Source organism: Ramlibacter sp. WS9, assembly GCF_003797765.1.
Taxonomy (GTDB): Bacteria; Pseudomonadota; Gammaproteobacteria; order Burkholderiales; family Burkholderiaceae_C; genus Ramlibacter.
The window spans coordinates 18,815-39,650 of the sequence record NZ_RKMB01000009.1 but is presented as its reverse complement, the minus strand read 5'-3'; the positions used below and the strand labels follow the sequence as shown (position 1 = coordinate 39,650).

Below are 20,836 nucleotides of genomic sequence, written 5' to 3'. Positions count from 1 at the left end.
CACCCCCATGCTGGCCGAGAAGGTCGTCGTCGTCACTGGTGCCGGCGGCGGCATCGGCCGCGACATCGCCCTGGCCATGGCGCGCGAAGGCGCCAAGGTCGTCGTCAACGACATCGGCGCGTCGGTTGCCGGTGAAGGCAAGGATGAAGGCCCGGCACAAGCCGTGGTCAACGAGATCAAGGCTTTCGGTGGGCAGGCCGTCGCCAACACCGACAGCGTCTCCGAATCCGCTGCCGCCGCCCGCATCGTCGGCACCGCGGTCGAAGCCTTCGGCCGCATCGACGTGGTCGTCAACAACGCGGGCATCCTGCGCGACCGTTTCTTCCACAAGATGAGCCCGGAAGAGTGGGACGCCGTGATCAAGGTGCATCTGTACGGCAGCTTCTACGTCAGCCGCGCGGCCGCGCCGCACTTCAAGGAACAGGAGAGCGGCGTCTACGTGCACATGACTTCCACGTCCGGCTTGGTGGGCAACCTCGGCCAGGCCAACTACTCTGCGGCCAAGCTGGGCGTCGCGGCGCTGTCGAAGTCCATCGCGCTGGACATGCAGAAGTTCAACGTGCGTTCCAACTGCATTTCGCCTTTCGCCTGGAGCCGCATGATCGGCTCCATCCCCACCGAGACGCCCGAGGAACAGGCTCGCGTGGACCGTTTGAAGCAGATGACGCCCGCCAAGATCGCGCCGCTGGCCGTGTGCCTCGCTAGCGACGCGGCCAAGGACACCAACGGCCAGATCTTCGCCGTGCGCAACAACGAGATTTTCCTGATGAGCCAGCCGCGCCCGGTTCGCTCGGTGCATCGCAGCGAAGGCTGGACGCCGCAAAGCGTCGCCGCGCAGGCACTGCCCGCGCTGAAGGCGAGCTACTTCGACCTGGACCGCTCCGCCGATGTTTTCTCCTGGGACCCCATTTGATGGTGGGCACAAGTGCCCACCCTACGCAACCTGATGTGTCATTGCGGGCACGACCCGCAATCCATCTTGGCCAGCGCGCCGCCATGGATGCCGGGTCAAGCCCGGCATGACAACCATATTTGGAGATCGCAATGACTGAACCTCAAGGCGTGCAAGCCTTTCACCAACTCGAGCTCGACGCCGGGCGCTTCCTCATTCAGCGCTGCACGGCCTGCGCCAAACACGTGTACTTTCCGCGTGAAAGCTGCCCGCATTGCGGCAGCGGCGCGCTGGAGTGGACGGCGCCCAAGGGCACCGGCACGGTTTACGCCGTCACCACCGTGCGGCGCAAGCCGGCGGAAGGCGGCGATCTCAACGTCTCGCTCATCGACCTGGACGAAGGCGTTCGCCTTATGAGCCGCGTCGAGAATCTGGCGCCGGGCACCGTGCGCATCGGGCAACGCGTGCAGGCGCGCGTGCAGCTGAAGGAAGGTCGCGGCCTGGTGCTGTTCGACGCCATCGAAGGAGCCGCGGCATGAGCAGCTTGAAAGACTTGCGCGGCAGTGCCGCCATCGCCGGCGTGGCCACTTTCGGCTGCGGCGAAACACCCGGCTTCACCGACATGGAACTGCTGGCCCGCTCGGCCCGCGCCGCCGTCGCCGACGCCGGCCTGAAGATGACGGACATCGACGGCCTTTGCACCGCCAGCGCCTCGGCCGCGATGTGGGCGATGCCCGTCGTCGAGTACCTCGGCCTGAATCCCCGCTACATCGACGGCACCATGCTCGGTGGCAGCAGCTTCATCGCGCACCTGCTGCCCGCCATGCAGGCGATCCGCTCCGGCCAGTGCAGCGCCGTGCTGGTGTGCTATGGCAGCGCCCAGCGCAGCTCCGCGCTGGGCCGGCGCGAGATCAGCATGGCCCGGCGCCATCTCGACCCGCAGCCGTACGAGCACCCATACGAGCCGGCCATGCCCGTCGGCGCGTACGCGCTGGCCGCATCGCGCCACATGCACGAGTTCGGCACCACGCGCGAGCAGCTCGCCGATGTGGCCGTGGCCGCGCGCGCCTGGGCCCAGCTGAATCCCGAAGCTTTCATGCGCGGCCCGCTCACGCGCGAAGACGTGCTCGCGTCTCGCATGATTTCGGACCCGCTGTCCGTGCGCGACTGCTGCCTCGTGACCGATGGCGGCGGCGCCTACGTGCTGGTGAGCGCCGAGCGCGCAAAAGACTTGCCGAAAAAGCCGGTGTACGTGCTGGGCAACGCCACCGCGGTCTGGAACCGCCAGATCTCGTCGATGCACGACCTCACCGTGACCTCGGCCAGCCAGTCCGGCCGCGAAGCGTTCGCCATGGCCGGCCTTGCTCCAAAGGACATGGACGTGGTGGAGCTGTACGACGCGTTCACGATCAACACCATCCTGTTCCTGGAAGACCTGGGCTTCTGCGCCAAGGGCGAAGGTGGACGCTTCGTGGCAAACGGCGCCATCGCGCCGGGCGGCAAGCTGGCCGTCAACACCAACGGCGGCGGCCTCTCCTGCGTGCACCCCGGCATGTACGGCATCTTCGCGTTGATCGAGGCGGTGCGGCAGTTGCGCGGTGACTGTGGCGAGCGCCAGGTGCAAGGAGCCAAGACCGCTCTCGCCCACGGCAACGGTGGCATGTTGTCGAGCCAGGCGACCGCGATTCTGGGAACGGAGGAGGCACTGTGATCAGAGACCAAGAGACACTGACCCAGCTGCTCGACGCCGTCAACCGCTTCGTGCGGGAGCGGCTCGTCCCCAACGAAGCACTCGTCGCCGAGACCGACGAGATTCCCGAAGACATCGTCCGCGAGATGAAGGAGCTGGGCCTGTTCGGGCTGACCGTCCCCGAGCAGTACGGCGGCCTGGGTGTCACGATGGAAGAAGAAGTCATGGTGATGCTGGCCATGGGCCAGACTTCGCCGTGCTTCCGCTCGCTCTTCGGCACCACGGTGGGCATCGGCTCGCAAGGCATCCTCTTCGACGGCACGGAGGAACAGAAGCAGAAGTACCTTCCGCGCCTAGCCACCGGCGAGCTGATCGCATCGTTCGCGCTGACCGAGCCGGAAGCCGGCTCCGACGCTGCCTCGCTGCGCACCACGGCCGTCCGCGAAGGCAGCCACTACATCGTCAACGGCACCAAGCGCTTCATCACGAACGCGCCGCACGCAGGCATCTTCACGCTGATGGCGCGTACCAACCCGGAAGACAAGGGCGCCGGCGGCGTCTCCGCCTTCATCGTGGAGGCGAACACGCCTGGCATCACCATCGGCAAGAAGGACAAGAAGATGGGCCAGCGCGGCGCCCACACCGCCGACGTGATCTTCGAGAACTGCAAGGTTCCGGCCACCCAGCTGATCGGCAACCTCGAGGGCCAGGGCTTCAAGACGGCCATGAAGGTGCTGGAAAAAGGCCGCATTCACATCGCCGCCATCTGCGTCGGCGTGGCCGAGCGCATGCAGCGCGATGCGTTGAACTACGCCATCGAGCGCAAGCAGTTCGGCCAGCCGATCGCGGAGTTCCAGTTGGTCCAGGCCATGCTCGCCGACAGCCAAGCCGAGATCTATGCGGCGCGCTGCATGGTGATCGACGCGGCGCGCAAACGCGACGAAGGGCTGAACGTCGCCACCGAAGCCTCGTGCTGCAAGTTGTTCGCCTCCGAGATGTGCGGCCGTGTGGCCGACCGGGCGGTGCAGATCTTCGGCGGCGCGGGCTACATCAGCGACTACGGCATCGAGCGCTTCTACCGCGACGTGCGACTGTTCCGCCTGTACGAGGGCACGAGCCAGATCCAGCAAATCGTCATCGCTCGCAACCTCGTACGTGAAGCCAGTCGCTGAATGACCGCCCCATGAACACCACCCGCATCCACTCCCTGTTCGACGACTGGCTGGCGCGCGAGCCGGGCCGGGTGTTCATCCACCTGCCGGACGCGCAGTGGACCTTCGCCCGGTTGGGCGCGCTGGTGGACGCGGCTGAAGCCGAGCTGCGCGCCGACGGCGTGGGCCTGGGCGACCGTGTGCTGATCGTCGCCGAGAACTGCCCGCAACATGTGGCGCTGATCCTCGCGGTGAGCCGTGTCGGCGCCTGGTCGTGCGGTGTCAACGCGCGCATGGCACCGGGCGAAATCGATGCCTTCGCGGCCAAGGCCGATGCCAAGGTCTGCTACTTCACCTCGGCGGTCTCGTCCGCCGCGGCCGCGCACGCGCAACGCCTGCACGCGCGAGCTTCGCAGGTGCCCGGCCTCCACCGCACAGCGCTGCGGCTGGATGCGCAGCCGGAAGGCGAGCCGCTGGCCGGCAGCGTCGGCGCGATCATCTTCACGTCCGGCACCACCGGTTCGCCCAAGGGCGTTCTCATGACGCATGACGGCGTCACGCACTTCGGCCGGGTCTCGGCCGAGTCGCGGCAACTCGGCCCCGACGACCGCTCGTATGCCTGCCTGCCGATGACCCACATCTTCGGGCTGGGCACGGTGCTCACGGCCAGCCTGCATGCGGGTGCCAGCCTGGTGATGCGCAGCAAGTTCGATCCGGCCGACGTGCTCGACGCCATCGCCCACCATGAGGTGTCTCAGCTGCAAGGCCCGCCGACATTGTTTGCGCGGCTGGTGGCGTACATGGAGGAGCGCGGCATCGCTTTGCCGCCGGCGCCAAAGCTGCGCTACCTGTACGCCGGGGCTGGGCCCCTGGACATCACGCTCAAGCGCCGCGTCGAAGCCGCATTCGGAATGCCGCTGCACCACGGTTATGGCCTGTCCGAGTACGCGGGCTCCGTCTGCGTGACGCGGCTGAACGAAGGCCGTGCGGACACCGCAGCCGGCCACTTGCTCGAAGGCGCGGAGTTCCGCATCACCGACCCGGCCACTGGCGCGGAACTGCCGCCCGGCCAACGCGGCGAGATCTGGATGCGCGGCCGCGGCCTGATGCCCGGCTACTTCCGCGATGCCGAAGCAACGCAGGCCGTGATGCGCGAAGGCGGCTGGTACGCCAGCGGCGACATCGGCGAACGCGGCGCGGACGGTGCGCTGTTCGTGGTCGACCGGTTGAAGGAAATGATCATCCGCTCCGGCTTCAATGTCTACCCCGGCGAGGTGGAGTCCGTGCTCAACGCATTTCCCGCCGTGCAGCGCGCCGCGGTCGTGGGCCGCCCCGAGCCCGACGGCAACGAGGAAGTGGTGGCCTTCGTGCAACTGCGTGAAGGCGCCGCCCTGGACAGGGCTGCGCTGCAGGCGCACCTGCGCGCCAACCTCGCGCCCTACAAGCAACCCGCCCAGGTGCACGCCGTGCCGGAGTTCCCGATGACGGGCAACGGCAAGGTGCTCAAGCGCGAGCTGCTGCGGCTGCACGCAACCCCGCAGGCCCTACCGATCACCTGACAAGACCCACTGGAGACCTCCCATGACAAAACCTTCGATGCTTCGCCGCCTCTGCCTTGCAGCAGCCTGTGCCTTGATCTGCGCGCCCGCGCTGGCGCAGAACGCGCCGCCCGCTCCGTACCCCAGCCAGCCGATCAAGCTGGTGGTGCCCTACCCGGCCGGCGGCGCCACCGACACGCTGGCGCGCACCATCGCGCAAAAGCTGCAGGAGGCCTGGAGCCAGACCGTGATCGTGGAGAACAAGCCGGGCGCGGCCGGCACCATCGGCAACAACTTCGTGACCAAGGCACCGGCCGACGGCCACACGGTGCTGGTGGCGATCACGGCGTTGATCCAGCAGCCGCCCATGATGGACAAGTTGCCCTACGACCCGTTGAAGGAGCTCGCACCGGTGACAATGATCGCGCGCAGCCCCAGCATGCTGGCCGTGCCGTTGGACTCGCCGGCCAAGAACCTCAAGGACTTCATCGCGATGGTGAAAGCCAACCCCGGCAAGCACAACTTCGGCAGCTATGGCGCGGGCACCTCTTCGCACATCCAGGGCTCGCTGTTGAACCAGCAGGCAGGCATCGACCTCGTGCACGTGCCGTTCCAGGGCGCGGCGCCGCTGGTGACCAACCTGGTGGGCAACCAGCTCAGCTCGGCTTTCATCGACAGCGCTTCGGCGCGGCCACACCTGCAGAAAATGCGCCCGCTCGCGGTGACCGGCACGCAGCGCATCCCCGGAATGCCCGACGTGCCCACGTTCCAGGAGCTCGGCTACAAATCGTTCGAGCCCTACGGCTGGTTCGGCATGCTGGTTCCGACCGCAACGCCCTCGCCCGTGGTGCAGAAATTGTCCGACGAAGTCAATCGCATCCTGAAGATGCCCGACGTGGTCGCGAAGATCGAGGCGCTGGGCCTCTGGACAGCCGGCAACAAGCCCGCCGAGTTCGCCAAGATCATGCAGGACGACTACGCCATCTACGCGCGCATCGTGAAGGACGCGAACATCCGTCTGAGCCAGTGAGGTTTGCCATGAAGACTACCGCCCTGACCCGTCGCACCGCACTTGCCGGTGCCGCGCTCCTGCTGCTCGCCTCGCAGGCAACCGCCCAGATCAACACGCCTGTTCGCCTCGTCGTTGGCTATGCCGCGGGTGGCCCGGTCGACACCACGGCACGCCTGTTCGCACCGGTCTTCGCGCGCGAACTCGGCACGCAAGTGATCGTCGAAAACCGCCCCGGTGCTTCCGGCAACGTGGCAGGCGCCTCGGTGGCCAAGGCCGCACCCGACGGCCTCACGCTGTTCTTCGCGGCGAGCCCCACGCTCACCATCAGCCCGAATATCTACAAGAAGATGCCGTTCGACCCGGCGACGGATCTCACGCCCGTGGCGCCGCTGGTGAGCTACGCCAACGTGCTGGTGGTCAACAAGGATCTGCCGTTCAAGAACGTGAGCGAGTTGCTTGCCTACGCCAGGGCCAACCCCGGCAAGCTGGGCTACGGCTCGGCGGGCACGGGGGCGTCGAACCACTTGAGCGGCGAGTTGCTGGCAGCGCAATCGCAGACGCAGCTGATGCACGTGCCGTACAAAGGCAACGCGCCCGCGATGACGGACGTGATCGGCGGACAGATCGGGATGATGTTCGACATCGTCAGCACCGCGCGCGGCTACGTTGCCGGCGGCCGCGTCCGGGCGCTGGCCGTGACGTCGCGCGAGCGCAACTCCGCCCTTCCGGAAGTGCCCACCATGCGCGAGGCCGGGCTGCCGAACTTCGAAGTGGTGGGTTGGTACGGCCTGTACGCACCTCCGAAGCTGCCGGCGGCGCTGGCCACCCGCTACGCGGAGGCCGCACGCAAGGCGCTCGCCAGCGACGAACTGAAAGTGCTATGGACCGACCAGGGTTATGACCGCTGGCCCGGCACCGCCGAAACGATGGCGGCGCAGGCGAGCCGGGAGCGCGCCATGTGGTCGACGGTGACCAAGGGCATCAACGTGGAGTAGCCGGGAGGCGATGGGCGCTCAGTAAAGGGTTTCGACGTCGCTCGCCGGCCGGTAGCCGGTAGCCGGTAGCCGGTAGCCGGTAGCCAGTGTCCTGTCCTGTCCTGTCCTGTCCTGTCCTGTCCTGTCCTGTCCTGTCCTGTAAGTTCTTCGGCGTTGCGTTTCGAAGAGGCTGGCGTTCGGGGACCTCGCGGCAACGCCGTGCACGGCCGGGCCGCGGCGCGATGGCTACGGCGTCCGGCATCGCTTGCTCTCGCAAGCTCCTGCCGGAGTCCCCGCGCTGAACGGTCTTGCGGCCCGCGCGGCACAACTCACCGCGCCTTGCGCGGTTCAAACAAGTGCCGCGAGCATGAGACAGTCGCGTCGCAAGCGACGCTGGGCCGCAAGACCGTCCACCGCGGGCGCCTGAGCTTTATTCGCGCCGCGGCCCGGCCATGCACGGCGTTGCAGTGAGATGGTGGCGTGCGGCGCAGGCGTGCCGAGATCCTGGCGGACGACCAAAGCGTTGGCCTTCCACCGGGGGCGCGCCAACAGTGTCTCTGCGAAGCTGTGCGTGGGCGGGCTGCGGCGCGAATAAAGCCCAGGCGCTTGCGGCGGGTGGCCTCGCGACCTAGTACGGCTTCAGCCGTGCGACCGTCTCATGCTCGCGAAAATTGTTTGAGTCGCAGCGTAGCGGAGGCGAGTTTTTTCGCGCGGGTCGCGGGGTCTCCCGGCGCAAGGGATTCGGCAGGAGCTTGCGAACGCAAGGCGATGACTAACGCCGTAGCCATCGCGCCGCAGCCCGCCCACGCACAGCTTCGCCGCGAAGTCGCACCGAGCTACACCGAGCGAGGCCAACAAGGCGCTCTTCGAACTTGCGTCACAGCAGGCCAGGCCCCTGCGCCTCAAAGCAAGCTGAACCCATCGTTCACGCCGATCAACGCGATGGCTTGGGCGGTCGATGCTGGCGTGATCGCGGCTGCGATCTCCATGCCGTGCGTGATGCTGTCTGCGCCGGTGTTGTAGACCAGGCCCTGCGCGATGGAGAACAGCTTTCCGACAGCGACCTTGTTGTCCAGAAGGTCCGCCACGTAGCCATACGTCGCGTCGCCCTTGAAGGTGTGCGCCGAACCGAGGATGTTCGCGACGAGCGTGCCGCGGCTCGAATGGCCCGTCGCCAACTCGTCGCTCCAGTAGGCCAGGCCGCCGGCATCGGGCTCGGAACGGCCCAGCACGTTGCGGTAGACCAGCGTCACGAAGTCGCCGTTGCTCATCGAGGACGAGTAGCCGGTGAGACCGCTGAACGCGACGGCGGAGCTGTAGAACGCCTCGCCGATCTGGTCGAGCGTCTGCCCGGCCTTCAGCTGGTTGATCCAGTACGCCATGCCGTCGGCGTCGGGCACACGGTTGATGTAGGCGATGTACAGCTCGATGATGGAGTCGAGCTGCGCGGTGGAAATGGTGCCGGCGAGGCTGCCCACCGTGAGGTTGACGCTGAGATCGGTGAACTGCGCGCGCTCCACGTCGGCCAATGTGTCGGAGCCGTCGCGCGCGCCGTTGGAATCCGTGACGCCGTAGCTGGCCGCGCCCTTCTGCATGCTGTAGGCGGCGCGCGATCCCACGAAGACCGCACGATCGTCGCCGCCCTCCCCCGTCAACAAATCATCGCCACGCCCGACAGCACGTAGTTTTTCACGGCCACGGCGCTCAGCGAAAGCCCGGTGATCGAGTAGTGCTGGCTGTAGTTGGTCGACTCGGTGTAGCTGAAGAGCGTGCCGCCGACCAGGTCGTTGTTGGCGTAGCTGAACGAGCCGTTGTACGAGGCCGAGCGGCCCGCGTTGTCGCTGATGGTGATGTTGCCCGGCGAGGCGTTGGTGATGTAGCCGGCCCAGCTCGCGGTGAGCGACATGTCGATCGGCTTGTAGAAGGTGAACGTGGCCACTTGCCGGCTCCAAGGTTGAATGTAGGCCGGAAGTCTACTTTACGTGCCAACGCCGTGCGACCACCCTGGCACGTTGATGAAGTAGCGCAAGCCTTTGCCTTGGCCCTGGGTCCACAGGAGCCCTTCGGCGAGCATCTCGGCCAAATCTCGCGTAGCCGTCGCTTTCGACACCGCCGTCATCTTGATGTACTTTTCGGCGTTGAGCCCGCCCTCGAAACCCCCGTCGCCATCATCGAGAAGACGCTGTAAGACCTTCCGTTGGCGCGGCTTCAAATCGGTCCTGGCGTGGCTGGCCCAGAACCGGCTCTTCTCGATCGCGCGGTCAATCACCTCGCTGGACCGTTTGCACGCAGCGCCGATTTGCTGGACGAACCACGCGACCCACTCCGTCACATCCCCGCTACCGCGTTGTGCCTGGTTCAGCGCGTCGTAGTAGGCAGCCCGGCATTCCAGCAACTGCCGCGAGAGGCTGTAGAGCCGTAAGGGGCTGTCTTGGTCTTGTGCGATGGCCATGTCGCTGATGGCGCGCCCAATGCGGCCGTTGCCGTCCTCGAAAGGGTGGATGCTTTCGAACCAGATGTGCGCGACGGCGGCCCGGGCCAAGCCGTCCATCTTCGGGGCTTTGCCCTGCGCCGGCGTGGTGCTGGCAAACCACTTGAGGAAGCTCCGCATCTCAATGGCCATCCGGGCCGATGGCGGGGCTTCGTAGTGCACCTTCTCCTTGCCAGGGCGACCGCTCACGATCTGCATGGGGTCGGAATGATCGCGGTACCGGCCCACGGCGATGCGCGTGATGCCACGCGTGCCGCCGGGGAACAGGGCCGATTGCCAACGGTAGAGGCGGTCGTGGTCCAGCGGCATCTGGAAAGCCGTGCCAGCGTCGCCGATCACCGCGACCAGGCCGTCGACATGGCGGTCGAAGGGGCCGTTATCGCCCAGGCCCAAGTGGCGCATGACGGACGACCGAACCGCCGTCGGGTCGAGCTTCTCGCCTTCGATGGCGGCAGTGGCGATGACTTCCTGAGCCAGCACCTCCGCATCGACCTCGCCCTTTTGGTCGAGGCCGATCGCCCCGGCCTTCCCTTCCACCTCGCCTTGAAGGCGGCGGGCAGCGGCAATGTGCTGACTCACGACCGCAGGGTCGAAGGTCAGTTTTGGCCATTGCTTGTGTTGCCAGATATAGGGTTTGGACGGAGGCATGAGCCGGATTTTACCAAATACGGCTCATGCCTTGAGCCGTATTTAGAAGAATACGGCTCAACTCAGCCCACAGCCCCCAGCACCACCCCTCGATCTGGTGCTTCAGGTGACGCGGTGCGGATGGGCAATTCGATCACCATCACGGTTCCCTTCGGCAAGTTGTCCAGGGCATAGGCATTGCCTCCATGAGAGCGCGCAACCGAATACACAATGGACAGCCCCAATCCATTGTTATGCCCGCCCCTGGAGCTGAAAAAGCGCTCGAACACGCCTTCCTTGTCCGCGTCCGCAATGCCCGATCCATGATCGGCAACACGAAGCTCCACCTTGCCGCCGGTTTCAACCAGAGTGATGCACACTGCGCCATCCCGTGCTTCGTTGTGGCGCAGCGCGTTGTCGATCAGGTTGTGCAGCGCGACCGTGATGAGCACAGGGTCAAATGAAAACTGCACGGCGTGATCCGGTAGCCGCGCCTGCAGCTGCGCATCCGCCGGGTAGATCTGCACAACGCCGCAGACCAGCTCACGCAGATCGGCTTCGCTCATTTTGGGATTGATCGACAGCTCCTGCAGCCGGTCGTGCGACAGCAGGTTGTTGGCCAGGTCATTCAGGCGCATCGAAGCCTTGCCGATGTTGTTCAGGCGCTGCGCGATTTCAGGCTGGATCGCATCCTTCAGGTACGCAAGCGAGTCCAGCGAGGCCTTGATCATCGCCGCCGGCGTGCGGAATTCGTGCGAGGCCATCGACAGCAATTGGCGTTGATCGGATTCGGCCTTTTCGACTTCTTTCAACGCGCGTACGAGGTCTTGTGTCCGGGCGCCGATTTTTTCTTCAAGCCGCTGGTTCTCCTGGCTGAGCAGGCTCAGCATATGGGCCCGCTCTTTGGCGTAGTCCTGCTGGGTCTGACGCACCCGCTTGTAGATCGAAAATTGCAGCGACAGGAAGTTCAGCATGCCCGCGATCTGCCAGCCATACAACGATTCGTTGCTGTAGTCGGTCCAGCCAAGATTGCTGGTCGTGTTGTATGCGGCGGCAGCGAGGTATACGAGGAACAGCGGCCCGTGCAGGATCGCCTCGCGGTTGCCGCGCGCGATTTGCAGCAGGATGGCCAGCGAGGAAATCAACAGGATCGGGCCGCCCGACATCATCAACGTGCCAACCACTGCCGGGTAGGGGAAGATTGCCAGCAAGGGGAGGCAGCCGGCAACGACGACGGCCCATCCTACAAATAGCTGGTGCAGCCGGATCGAAAGCGATTTGATGTCGAACGCGACGGCGATGAACAGCGTCCACGCGGCGAAGCCAGAGATCGTCAGCAGCCCGGAGGCTGAATTGACGATCGAAGTATTCTGCAAGGGCAGATACCGATAGGCCAGTCCGTCTATGAAGAACCAGAGGGTCGCTGTGGAGGCAACGAACAGCAGCCAGGCCAGGTAAATCGGTTGGCGCATCAACAGGTAGAGGCCCAGTGCGACCAATACCATGATCGCGTTGAGCATCAGGATGCCGCCCAACACCAGGCTCTCGGTGCCGACCACTTCGTGAAACGCCAGCGGCCTGTACATTCGCAAGACGGCCGCGATGGTACTGGTGGTGGTGATATGCACCAGCACGGTGGTGCGCGGATTGCCGCGCAGATTGAGAACGAAGCTTGGTTGGCGTGCCAGCACCCTGGTTTCATCTCGTGGCACCTGGTCGCCGGCGCGGCCACGACTTTGCAGGCTGCCGTCGGGCGCGGTCTGGAACACGCTGACACTGTCCAGAAAAGGCGGGCCCACTTCGAGGATCAGGAACTCCGGGGCGCTGTCGGTGCCGTCGGCGCTGTACACGTCGAATGCCAGCCAAGCCTCCCTGTCGTTGTAGCCGCGCCCCAGATTGCCGGGCACCAACTCGAACTTCCCATCGCGAAACGCGGCCAGCGCTTCGTCGGCGCTGCTGAATTTCGATTGCCGCGGAGCGGCAGACACCGCCCCCGCCAGGGCCAGGTCGTGGAAGCCCGGGCCGATTTCAATCGGCGGCGGTGCGCAAAGGGCGAGCGATGGAAAGAGCGGGCTGGTCAGTAGCAGTGCCAATCCCGTGAGCCAATTTATGCGCATCGCGTGGGTCGTCAATGATGATCAATGAATCAATATTGTCTTCCAGGGGTCCACTTCATGGGTTGCAGCTCCGACTCCGACCAGGCTTTGGAGGCGCGGGTCAGAAGGGTGTCCGACTGGTTCTTGGGGATCTCTCGCTGCGCGGTCACGAAGGCCTCCTTGGATGCATCCATGGTGAGCTGGGTGGTGAACAGGGTCGCCCCTCCTCCGGTGAGCAGGCCCACCACGCCTGTCATGACTTGACCCTTGGTGATCTGGTTGCCTTCGGCCGCGTTCACGACCACTTGGGCCACCATGTTGCCGACAGCTTGCGCGCCCGCGGCCGCCGCCACTTCCGATGCAATGCGCACCGCCCGCCCCAATCCGGCGGTCCAGGACAGGAAGGCCGCCGACGTGGCCGGTGCCGCGATGCCCGTCGCCAACGCCCAGGTCCCGGCGCCTCTGGCCAGGGCCAGTCGATAGTCACCCCATTGGGCGTGGGAGCCGTTCTTGATGCTGTAGCCGATACTCGAAACCGCCGCGCCCATGGCGGCGCTGGAGGTGGTCTGCATCACCACATTGGCGCCGAACTTGACCACCTTCCCGGCGGTACTCAGGCCTCCCGCCGCATTGGCGGCTCCTTCGCCTGCCGCCGCTTCGCCCACCACCTCTTCGCCTTCGGCGGCTCCCGCCAACAGGCTTTCGAAGGAACTGGCGATGGCGTCGGAGGCCCCTCCCGAGAACATGGTCAGGACGGCGCCCAGGATGCCGACCAGGGCCATCAGGAAGCCCATGCCGACCTGGGCTCCGACGGACATGGATTTGTTGCCGGTGGGGTCGGCCAGATTGAGCGGGTTGTTGCCCACGAACACGTAGGGGCTGGCGTACTGGGCCTGCTGATCGGGGGTCAGGAACCGTCGCACGGCAGGGTCGTAGAGGCGGGCGCGGAAGTTGTATACGCCCAGCGATGGCAGCCATTCCCTGCCGCCGAAGCGGTACCTCCAGAGATCGGCATCGGTGCCGGTAGCCGACAAGATCCCTCCGAAGGGCGCGTAGTCGAAGTTGGCCACGACTTCGCCGGTTTCGCCCGCCACCACCCAGACGGTTCCCAAGGCATCCTTGACCGGGTAGCGGGTCGCGTCCGACACGCTGGCGACGATCTCGTTCTGGTCCAGGGCGTTGGCGGTGGCCACGCCGTTGAGCCAGCTCACCAGGGCGGTGGCTCCGGCGCCGCAGAAGTCGATCTGGATCCCACGCTCGTCGCTGTGCATGGCCTGCACGTTGGCGAGGCCGTACACCCAGCGGTGTTCGCCACCGGCCGATTTGGCGCCCGAGGCCATTCCCAGTCCCAACTGGTATTCGATCTCGATGCCCCGCCACTGCGTGGGGCGGCCGTCGGATCGGTACGCGTACGTTGGGTCCGTCTCGCCGTCCAGGCTGCTTTGGGCCAGGCAATCGGTGCCTGACTTCAAGGTCAGGCCAAAAGTCTTGCCGTCCTGCACGCCCGAGAGGATGTTGCCGTTGAGGTCGTAGGCGGTCAAACTCAAATTGCCCGGGCCTGTCGAGACGGTGGCCGAGGTCAGGCGCTGCGATCCGTCATAGCCATAGCCCGTGTTGACGGTCGGGTTCTGTCTCGAAGGTCCTTGGGTGGTGCGGGTCGCGACATTGCCGTCGGGGTCGTGGGTGTAGCTTTGCGAGAAGATCTCCCCCGCGGCGTTGCTGGCGGCGTGGAGGTCCACCAACGAGCGCGAGTCGTACCGCCAGGTTTCCGAAAGCGCGCCGCGCGTGCAGGTCTCCAGCAAGCCATTGGGCGTCCAGGTATAGGTCGCCAGGCCCTCGGGGTTCTGGGGCGTTCCCAGCGACACCAGTTGGGCTTGCTGGTTGTAGCCATACACCACGGCCTCCAGGGGCGAGCCTGGGGGGTAGTCGATACGCTCGATTTCGTTGAGGGTGTTGTAGGTGTAGCGAGCCACCAGGGGGGAAGGGGTCAGGCCGGGAATCTCCATCGAGCCGGTCACGATGCGTCCCAGCGCGTCGTAGCTGAACGTCTGGACCACCGTGTAGTCGGTCTGGTCGGTGGCCAGGGTCGGGGCGGGATTGTAGGTTTCGGCCCGTACCAGCTTGCCCAGCGAGCAGGGATCGGTGCCGTCACCGTCGAAGGTGTAGCGGCGCGAGGGAACCGCGCCGTCCTGGGCCCCAGGGAACTGCAGGTCGTCAGCCTTCGATTGAAGCAGGGCCGCGTCCCACTGCGCTTGGACGAGGCCTTCTTCCACCAGGCGGCCCAAGGTGTCGTAGGTGCTGTAGGCAAAGAAGTTTTCACCTGGTTCAAGCGGCACCTGGGTGAAGCGGGTGTGGCCCTTGCCGTCGCTGATCAGGGTGTTGCCGCCCGAGCTCGGGTCGGAGCTGTAGCTTGGATTTCCCACCGGGTCCTGGGCCAGGTTCCGGAAAAACGAAGTGGCCGGTTCAGCGGTTGCGCCGAATGCATTGGGAAGATTGATGTTGAACATCTGGGCCGGATTGCCCAGGAAGTTCTTGTAGGTGGGCGTCACCGACACTCTTCCCAGCAGCGTCTGGGCACTGTCGGTTGACATCAGCGCGGCCAGGCGCTTGCTGGTGTCCTTGAGGGAGCGGTTGCGGGTGCCGCCGGGGCTGGTGTTGTCCTGGGCGTAGAACTGTCCGGCGGGAAAGGGATCGGCGGCGTCGGTGGTTCCATAGGCGATTTTTGCCGTCAGGCCCTGGGAGTACGGGCCGGCTTCCACGCCGTACATGGCGTACGGTTTGCCCGGCAGACCGCGCTCGATGGGTCGTTTGCTGGCGCCCGTCTCGTAGCGCGTGCCCTGGTAGGGATAGCCCTGGTCGTCCGAAGGGGATGTGGCGCTGTCACCGCCCGCGTAGTAGTCGGCCGCGTCGCCCTCCATGGCGGCCGTGGCATCGCGGCTGGCCAGGAAATTGGCGACATCCACCAGGCTCGATCGGTATTGGAGGATCTCGGCGTTTTGGTTGGCACCGAAACTGCCGGGGATGGATTTGGTCTGCGCCACCGGGCGGTCCAGGCCATCGTAGATGATCTCCATCACCGACGCATCGGCGCGGTCGAGCTGGTGCGCCTGGCGTTTGCGCGAAGCGCCATCGGTGTAGCAGATGCCCAGTCGGGGAGCGAGGCCCCAGCTCAGGTTCTGGATGGCGAGCGCGTCGGTGCCGGCCACCAGGGCGAAAGTTCCGTCCAGTTGGGAGGGCGTGCGCTTGCTGAACAGCAATTGCCCGTCGGCGAGGAACAAGACGATTCCCTCGCCCTGCACCAGCAGCCATTTGGTCGCCATCGCCGGGGGATGGGCCAACGCGGCCTGCACCGTTTGGCCCGAAGCATCGAGCCATGTCCAGCCCTGCGCGGGAACCCAGCCGATGCTCTGCCCACCGCCGAATTGGATGCGCACCGGTTGGGTGGGTTGCAAGGGGGTGGGCTGGCATTCGAAGAACCAGGCCACGGTCTGCCCGGCCAGCGAAGGGCCGCAATAGCTCAAGGTCTGGGAGTCGCTGCTGACGGGTTTGCACAGTGCGCCGTTGGCGGCTGTCCAAGTGGGGTCCACGCTCCAGCGCAGCTTCCAATCCTGGCCGTCGCGGAAGCTTTCGGCATGGCCGCCCCCGGGCGTCTTGAGATCGATCTGGGCGCCGGGCGAAGCGTCTGAAAAATTCCCCGCCGGGTCGCCGGTGGGCGACACAAAACTGTACTGGAGTTCCTGGAGTTGGTCGTCGGCGCCCACCGAGCCCAGGCTGGAGCGAAACAGGTCGTAGAAGGTGCGGCTGGCGCCGCCGCTGGTCCCCATGGTGGCCAGGGGCAGGCGGGTTCCGTCCAGCCAGGTCTGGATGGTGGCTTCGGTCCCGAAGGGAACCAGCAGCACGCCTTCGAGCAAGAGATCGGAGGTGCCCGTGTTGGTGGCCAGCAGCGACAGGCCGGGGCATCCCGCGGGGAGGTCGATCGGCAGGGTGGCGTAGGTCCACTTGCCCTGGGTATCGCCGAACGCAAGGGTGGCGGCGGTGCCACCCGTGACCGCAATGCCCGAGCCCTGGGCCTGGTAGCCGGCGGTGGTCTTGTAGCGGCATCCCAGCAGGTACCGGGTCCGATCGCCGCCGGGCACCACGCTGGTAGCGACGCTGGCGCCGGCGCCGACAGGCAAGCGCAGGGATTGGGTGCCCAGGCAGGCGTCATCGAGGCAAACCGAGGTTCCGACCAGGGTCCAACCCACGCCCTGCTCACAACTCTGGAATCCGTTCCACGCGCACTCGGCCAGGGCAGCTCCGGTGAAGCGGGCGATGGGAAGGCCCAGTGCCGGATCGATCAAGGTGGATTGGACGGTTCCCGAACCGTCCAGCTGTTCCAGCGGCGAGCCGTTGGCAGCGCGGGCACGCACCTCGGTGGTACGGTTCCATCCACTGGTGTCGGAAGCGTCGAAATCCGTGGCGCCGTTCAACCAGCCGTAGTCCTGAAATTCGCCGGGCACCAGGACCTGGTCGCCCCAAAATGACTGGCAACCGTGGGTGACCACCGCGCTGGCGCTGATGGCGACGCCATCGACGAAGGTGGCCTGGCGCAGCAGGCTGGTGCGGTCATTGAGGATCCGCGAGGCGGGATCGAGTTCGGCGGCATAGGCGCTGGTCTGCACCAGGGTTTCTTGCGCGCCGCTGCCGCACCAGCGCTGTGTTGTGACCCGGGCGGGCTGGCCCGTGAAGGTGTAGGTGTTGAGGGCTGGCGAGTAGTCCTTGGCCACATTGGAGACCACCCCGTCGCGGGTGGTGGTCACGGCCGTTTGCAGCACGTAGGCGCCGTTGGTGTTCAAGACCGCGGCCGGGCCCGAGAGCGCGGCGGCAGCCGGGCCGGAAGACCGTTGCGTGAAGGCGGTCCACACGTAGGTCACGTCGACCAGCGTCGCACCGTTCTTGTCGAGGCTGGTGATCGAGTGCAGCAGCCCGTCCAGGGCGTTGTGCAGATTCTGTCCCTGCAGATCGGCAGGCAGGGCCTTGCCGTTGAGATAGCACGAGACCACCGATCCGTTGTCGCGGGTTCCGGGGGCGGAGTCGGGAATGACTTCGCTGCTGAAGTACTTGGTGAAGTTCCCGGCATCATCCCAACGGGCATTGGTGGGGTCGAAGTTGTAGGTGGTGGTCGTCGCATCCGAGAGCCCATCCAAAATCTGGATGGCGGTCACCGTCTTGGCCTCCACCGGTCCGCCCACCGCCTCGTCGGCGTAGCGGTTGATGCGGATGCTTTGGGCGTTGACAAAGCCCTGGGCTTCAGACGGGTAGGTCACGAAGCTCCTGGGGCCGGTGGGCACCACGCCGGGAACCTGGGCGCCTTCGGCCGGAGTCCACATGCACTGCCCGGCGATCACCTGGGCATCGGGAGCCTGGTTGACCAACTGGCCGTTGCGCAGCAGCACCGCGGCGCAGTCGCCGACCGGGTTCTGCGAGCTCAACTCCATGGCGGCGAAGCTCAAGAAGGCAGGACCCTGGTTGGAGAACGTCTGGGTGTTGATCTGGTACTGCGTCTCTCCCTGATTCACCAGCGTGTTCAGGTCGGCCAAGGCCGTGCCCAGCACCGCCTGGCCCCAGTCGGTCTGGGTGCCGCGGAAGAAAACCTGGGTGCCGATCACCAGGTAGTCCTGGGTCCCCGCCGTGGGCCAGTTGGCGAGTGCCTGGTTGTCATCGAGCGGGGTGCTGGGGTACCCGGTCGGGTTGACGGGTTGGGCATTCAGCCAGGCGGCATCGTCGGTGGATGCGTCGTAGGCCAGCACTTTGACGGTGGGCGATCCGCTTTGCAGCTGGACGAGCACACCGTAGTCGGGCCCATAGGCGTAGCGTTTTTCCGAACTGTCGTTTGCCACGAGCGGTGGGACCAGGTTGGCATTGAGCAGCCACGAGCTCCCATTGAAGCGGAACAAGGAGCCGCCCACCGCGACGAACGAGTCGGTGACGACCGACGGGTCCCAACTGGTGTTGCTCTTGCCGAAGGATTCCTGCAGCCCCAGAAAGGAAGAGGCCTGGGCGGGCAGGACGTAGTCGCGGTTCCAGGCCGCCAGGTAGACGTCGGCGGTCCAGTAGGTTTTCTCCTTGGTGCCGTTGACGATGACCACCATCGAGGAGCCGAGCCCGATCTCCAGGTTGGCGGGATCGCTGACATACAGATTCGGGATCTGGAGTGCCACGAGGCCGCCGACCCAAGCCCCGAGGGGATCGAGATGCCAGAGATTCAGGGCTCCGCTGGCCCCCAAGGTCACGTAATACTCGGCCTGCCCCGCGAACCAGGTCTGGCCGGAATAGTTCTGCGTGTCCAGTATCCATTGGGCCGTTTGCCAATCCCAACGGATGCGGTCGCAGCTGGCGGTTTGGTGAAAGCTGTCGTTCTGAGGGGCCAGCACAAAATTGTCGCCGACCACGAATTGGATCGGTCCATTCTGGAGGTCCCAGCTGCGGGTCGGGTTGTTGAGGACTCCCGCGGCGCCGCCCAGGTCGGCGGCCACCCATTGGCCGGGCCGAGCCGGGTCCTGTCGGTACAAGCTCAGGTTGGTCTTGTTGGCGGTCTGGTAGGTGATGGCCACAAAGGATTCGCTGATCGAAACATCCAGGGTGTTGAGATCGGGACCGGTTGTGCCGTCGAGGATCAGCATGTCTTCGGATGCGGTCCAGATGGTCCACTGGCCGTCCCAGCTCGCTATCTGCAGGGCCACCTGGCTCAGGAGCGGGTACAGCCACAGGACCACGGCAAAGTCCTTGCCGAACCAGACCCGCGGAGACCAGTCGCCTTGACCTTGGGTGCTTGGGGCTTTCAGGTCCAGGCCGCGCTGGCAGATTTGCAGTTCATTGCTGGCGTACGAATACAGGGCTTTGCCACCCGAGGGCCATTGGATGCTTTCGAGGGCGCCGGGAAAGGTCGGGGTCACCGCGTCGTCGCCGATACCCAGGTACCCAAAGCGATAGCCGGGCAGCGCCAGGCCGTCACGGTTCTCCAGGTGGATTCCGGTGAGCATGCGCTTGCAGGTGTCGCCCGTGAGGCCACCGGAAACATTGGGCGCGTAGTTGGCCACGGCGGGATAGGCGCTGCCGGGCGAAGGCGCGTATTCGAACTGGATCCCCAGCATCCGGGTGGTGCCGTCGCGCTCCAATACCTCGATGCGGTCCAGGTACTTGGTCTCGTACCGGTCCTGGAATCCGTTGGGAAGGGTGGAGGGCTTGGCCTTGTGCGGGTCTGCGTATTCGCGGGGATTCGCGGGTGCGTCGTCGTTCCAGATCTTGTCGTTGTATTGGAACTGGACCTCACGTCCGAAGACATCGGTGATGCTGGTGAGATAGCATGCCTTGGTGTAGGGTTGCCCGCCTGCCGCGACCAACTGCTCCACATCGACCAGCGCGCCGTCGGCTCCCCGCGCGGCGAATTCGTTGTAGCCGAAGTGGACGGCTTCGCCGTAGCGGCTCCACGCCGATTCCTGGTGCCACACGGTGGCGAACTGGATCTGGTCAGACGGCGCCTGGCTGCTGTTGCCCTGCCAGGCCGGCGCACCCGAGGCATCCTTCCAGCACACGCCCCATTCCACCGAGTTGCCGCGGCTGGTGGCGAAGGTGTTGGTGCCGGGCGCCACGCCGCCGCCGAACGACAGCTGCTGCCCGGAATCAGTCAGCAGCATCCAGCGCTGGTAGCGCTCGAAGTAGACGATCCTCCAGAACAGGTAGTGCACGGCCTGGTACGACTCGCCGCCGTCGAACACGTCCGCCAGGGACGCACCCACCGCCAGGCGAAATTCACGCTCGCCCTGGTCGTCGCGCAGCAGCCAGTATGTGGTGGAGGCATCGGAGGGCACAGGCAATCCCGATCCATCGTCTGGAATGGCCACGGCGGATGGCGACAGCGGCAGTCCCAACGAGCCCAACAAGCGGGTCCATCCGCTCAGGTCCGAGCCGGAATCGAGCTCGGCCTGGAGCTGGGAGGTCATGGGGGTCTGGAAGAGTGCCGTCGGGGTTTCGCGCACCAGCTGGGAAACCGTTTTGGCGGTGGTCAGGGTGTAGCTGCGCGCGCCCCTGGCGATGGCGGTGCTGTTCAGCGAGATCAGCGAGAGGGGAAGGTTCCAACCCATGCCCAGCACGCTGGTGGGCTGGTCGCGGTTCCAGGTCCTGGATATCTGATCGACATTGCTCTGGTACTGCACCGCCAGATCGATCTGAAGGCCGTCCTTGTCCATTCTTCCCGGCAGCGTCAGCAACGGGTGGCTGAGATTGACCTCGCCTCGGAACAGGTTGACGCTGCTCTTGAGCAGGCCCACTGTGCTGGCGTCCAGCTCGAAACTGCGGATGGTGGGAAGGGACGAATCGGACATGG

General features: G+C 65.6%; 12 protein-coding genes. 7 read left to right on the top strand and 5 right to left on the bottom strand.

What is annotated here, in order from left to right; translation table 11 throughout:
- The first annotated feature begins 7 nt into the window (after window positions 1-7).
- The 7 genes from EEB15_RS15050 (at window position 8) to EEB15_RS15020 (ending at window position 7,278) form a co-directional block, all read left to right on the top strand.
- Window positions 8-913, top strand: coding sequence for an SDR family NAD(P)-dependent oxidoreductase (locus tag EEB15_RS15050; RefSeq protein ID WP_141510871.1), 906 nt, complete (start codon window positions 8-10; stop codon window positions 911-913).
- Between the two features lie 131 nt (window positions 914-1,044).
- The gene (locus tag EEB15_RS15045) at window positions 1,045-1,431 is read left to right on the top strand and encodes a Zn-ribbon domain-containing OB-fold protein (protein ID WP_141510691.1); all 387 of its coding nucleotides are present in this window, start codon (window positions 1,045-1,047) and stop codon (window positions 1,429-1,431) included.
- The gene (locus EEB15_RS15040; protein ID WP_141510690.1) at window positions 1,428-2,603 is read left to right on the top strand and encodes a thiolase; all 1,176 of its coding nucleotides are present in this window, start codon (window positions 1,428-1,430) and stop codon (window positions 2,601-2,603) included. The genes EEB15_RS15045 and EEB15_RS15040 overlap by 4 nt, the downstream gene beginning before the upstream one ends.
- Entirely contained in the window at window positions 2,600-3,754 is a 1,155-nt protein-coding gene (locus tag EEB15_RS15035) for an acyl-CoA dehydrogenase family protein (RefSeq protein WP_141510689.1), read from the top strand. Before EEB15_RS15040 ends, EEB15_RS15035 begins: the two co-directional genes overlap by 4 nt.
- Window positions 3,755-3,765: 11 nt before the next feature.
- A complete protein-coding gene (locus EEB15_RS15030; protein WP_141510688.1) occupies window positions 3,766-5,292 on the top strand; it encodes a class I adenylate-forming enzyme family protein in 1,527 nt (508 codons plus the stop codon).
- 22 nt (window positions 5,293-5,314) lie between these two features.
- The gene (locus tag EEB15_RS15025; protein ID WP_141510687.1) at window positions 5,315-6,301 is read left to right on the top strand and encodes a tripartite tricarboxylate transporter substrate binding protein; all 987 of its coding nucleotides are present in this window, start codon (window positions 5,315-5,317) and stop codon (window positions 6,299-6,301) included.
- An 8-nt stretch (window positions 6,302-6,309) separates the two neighbouring features.
- On the top strand, window positions 6,310-7,278 hold the full coding sequence (locus EEB15_RS15020) for a tripartite tricarboxylate transporter substrate binding protein (RefSeq protein ID WP_141510686.1): 969 nt from the start codon (window positions 6,310-6,312) through the stop codon (window positions 7,276-7,278).
- 881 nt (window positions 7,279-8,159) lie between these two features.
- Here EEB15_RS15020 and EEB15_RS15015 read toward each other — a convergent pair.
- The 5 genes from EEB15_RS15015 to EEB15_RS14995 form a co-directional block, all read right to left on the bottom strand.
- The gene (locus EEB15_RS15015; protein WP_158290119.1) at window positions 8,160-8,876 is read right to left on the bottom strand and encodes a DUF4214 domain-containing protein; all 717 of its coding nucleotides are present in this window, start codon (window positions 8,874-8,876) and stop codon (window positions 8,160-8,162) included.
- Window positions 8,877-8,908: 32 nt separating this feature from the next.
- Entirely contained in the window at window positions 8,909-9,196 is a 288-nt protein-coding gene (locus tag EEB15_RS15010) for a hypothetical protein (protein ID WP_141510684.1), read from the bottom strand.
- A gap of 39 nt (window positions 9,197-9,235) precedes the next feature.
- On the bottom strand, window positions 9,236-10,396 hold the full coding sequence (locus tag EEB15_RS15005; protein ID WP_141510683.1) for a Fic family protein: 1,161 nt from the start codon (window positions 10,394-10,396) through the stop codon (window positions 9,236-9,238).
- Window positions 10,397-10,458: 62 nt separating this feature from the next.
- Window positions 10,459-12,468, bottom strand: coding sequence for a sensor histidine kinase (locus tag EEB15_RS15000; protein ID WP_158290118.1), 2,010 nt, complete (start codon window positions 12,466-12,468; stop codon window positions 10,459-10,461).
- 53 nt (window positions 12,469-12,521) lie between these two features.
- Window positions 12,522-20,834 (bottom strand): RHS repeat domain-containing protein, encoded by an 8,313-nt coding sequence (locus EEB15_RS14995; RefSeq protein ID WP_141510681.1) that lies wholly within the window; start codon window positions 20,832-20,834, stop codon window positions 12,522-12,524.
- Between the last annotated feature and the right edge of the window lie 2 nt (window positions 20,835-20,836).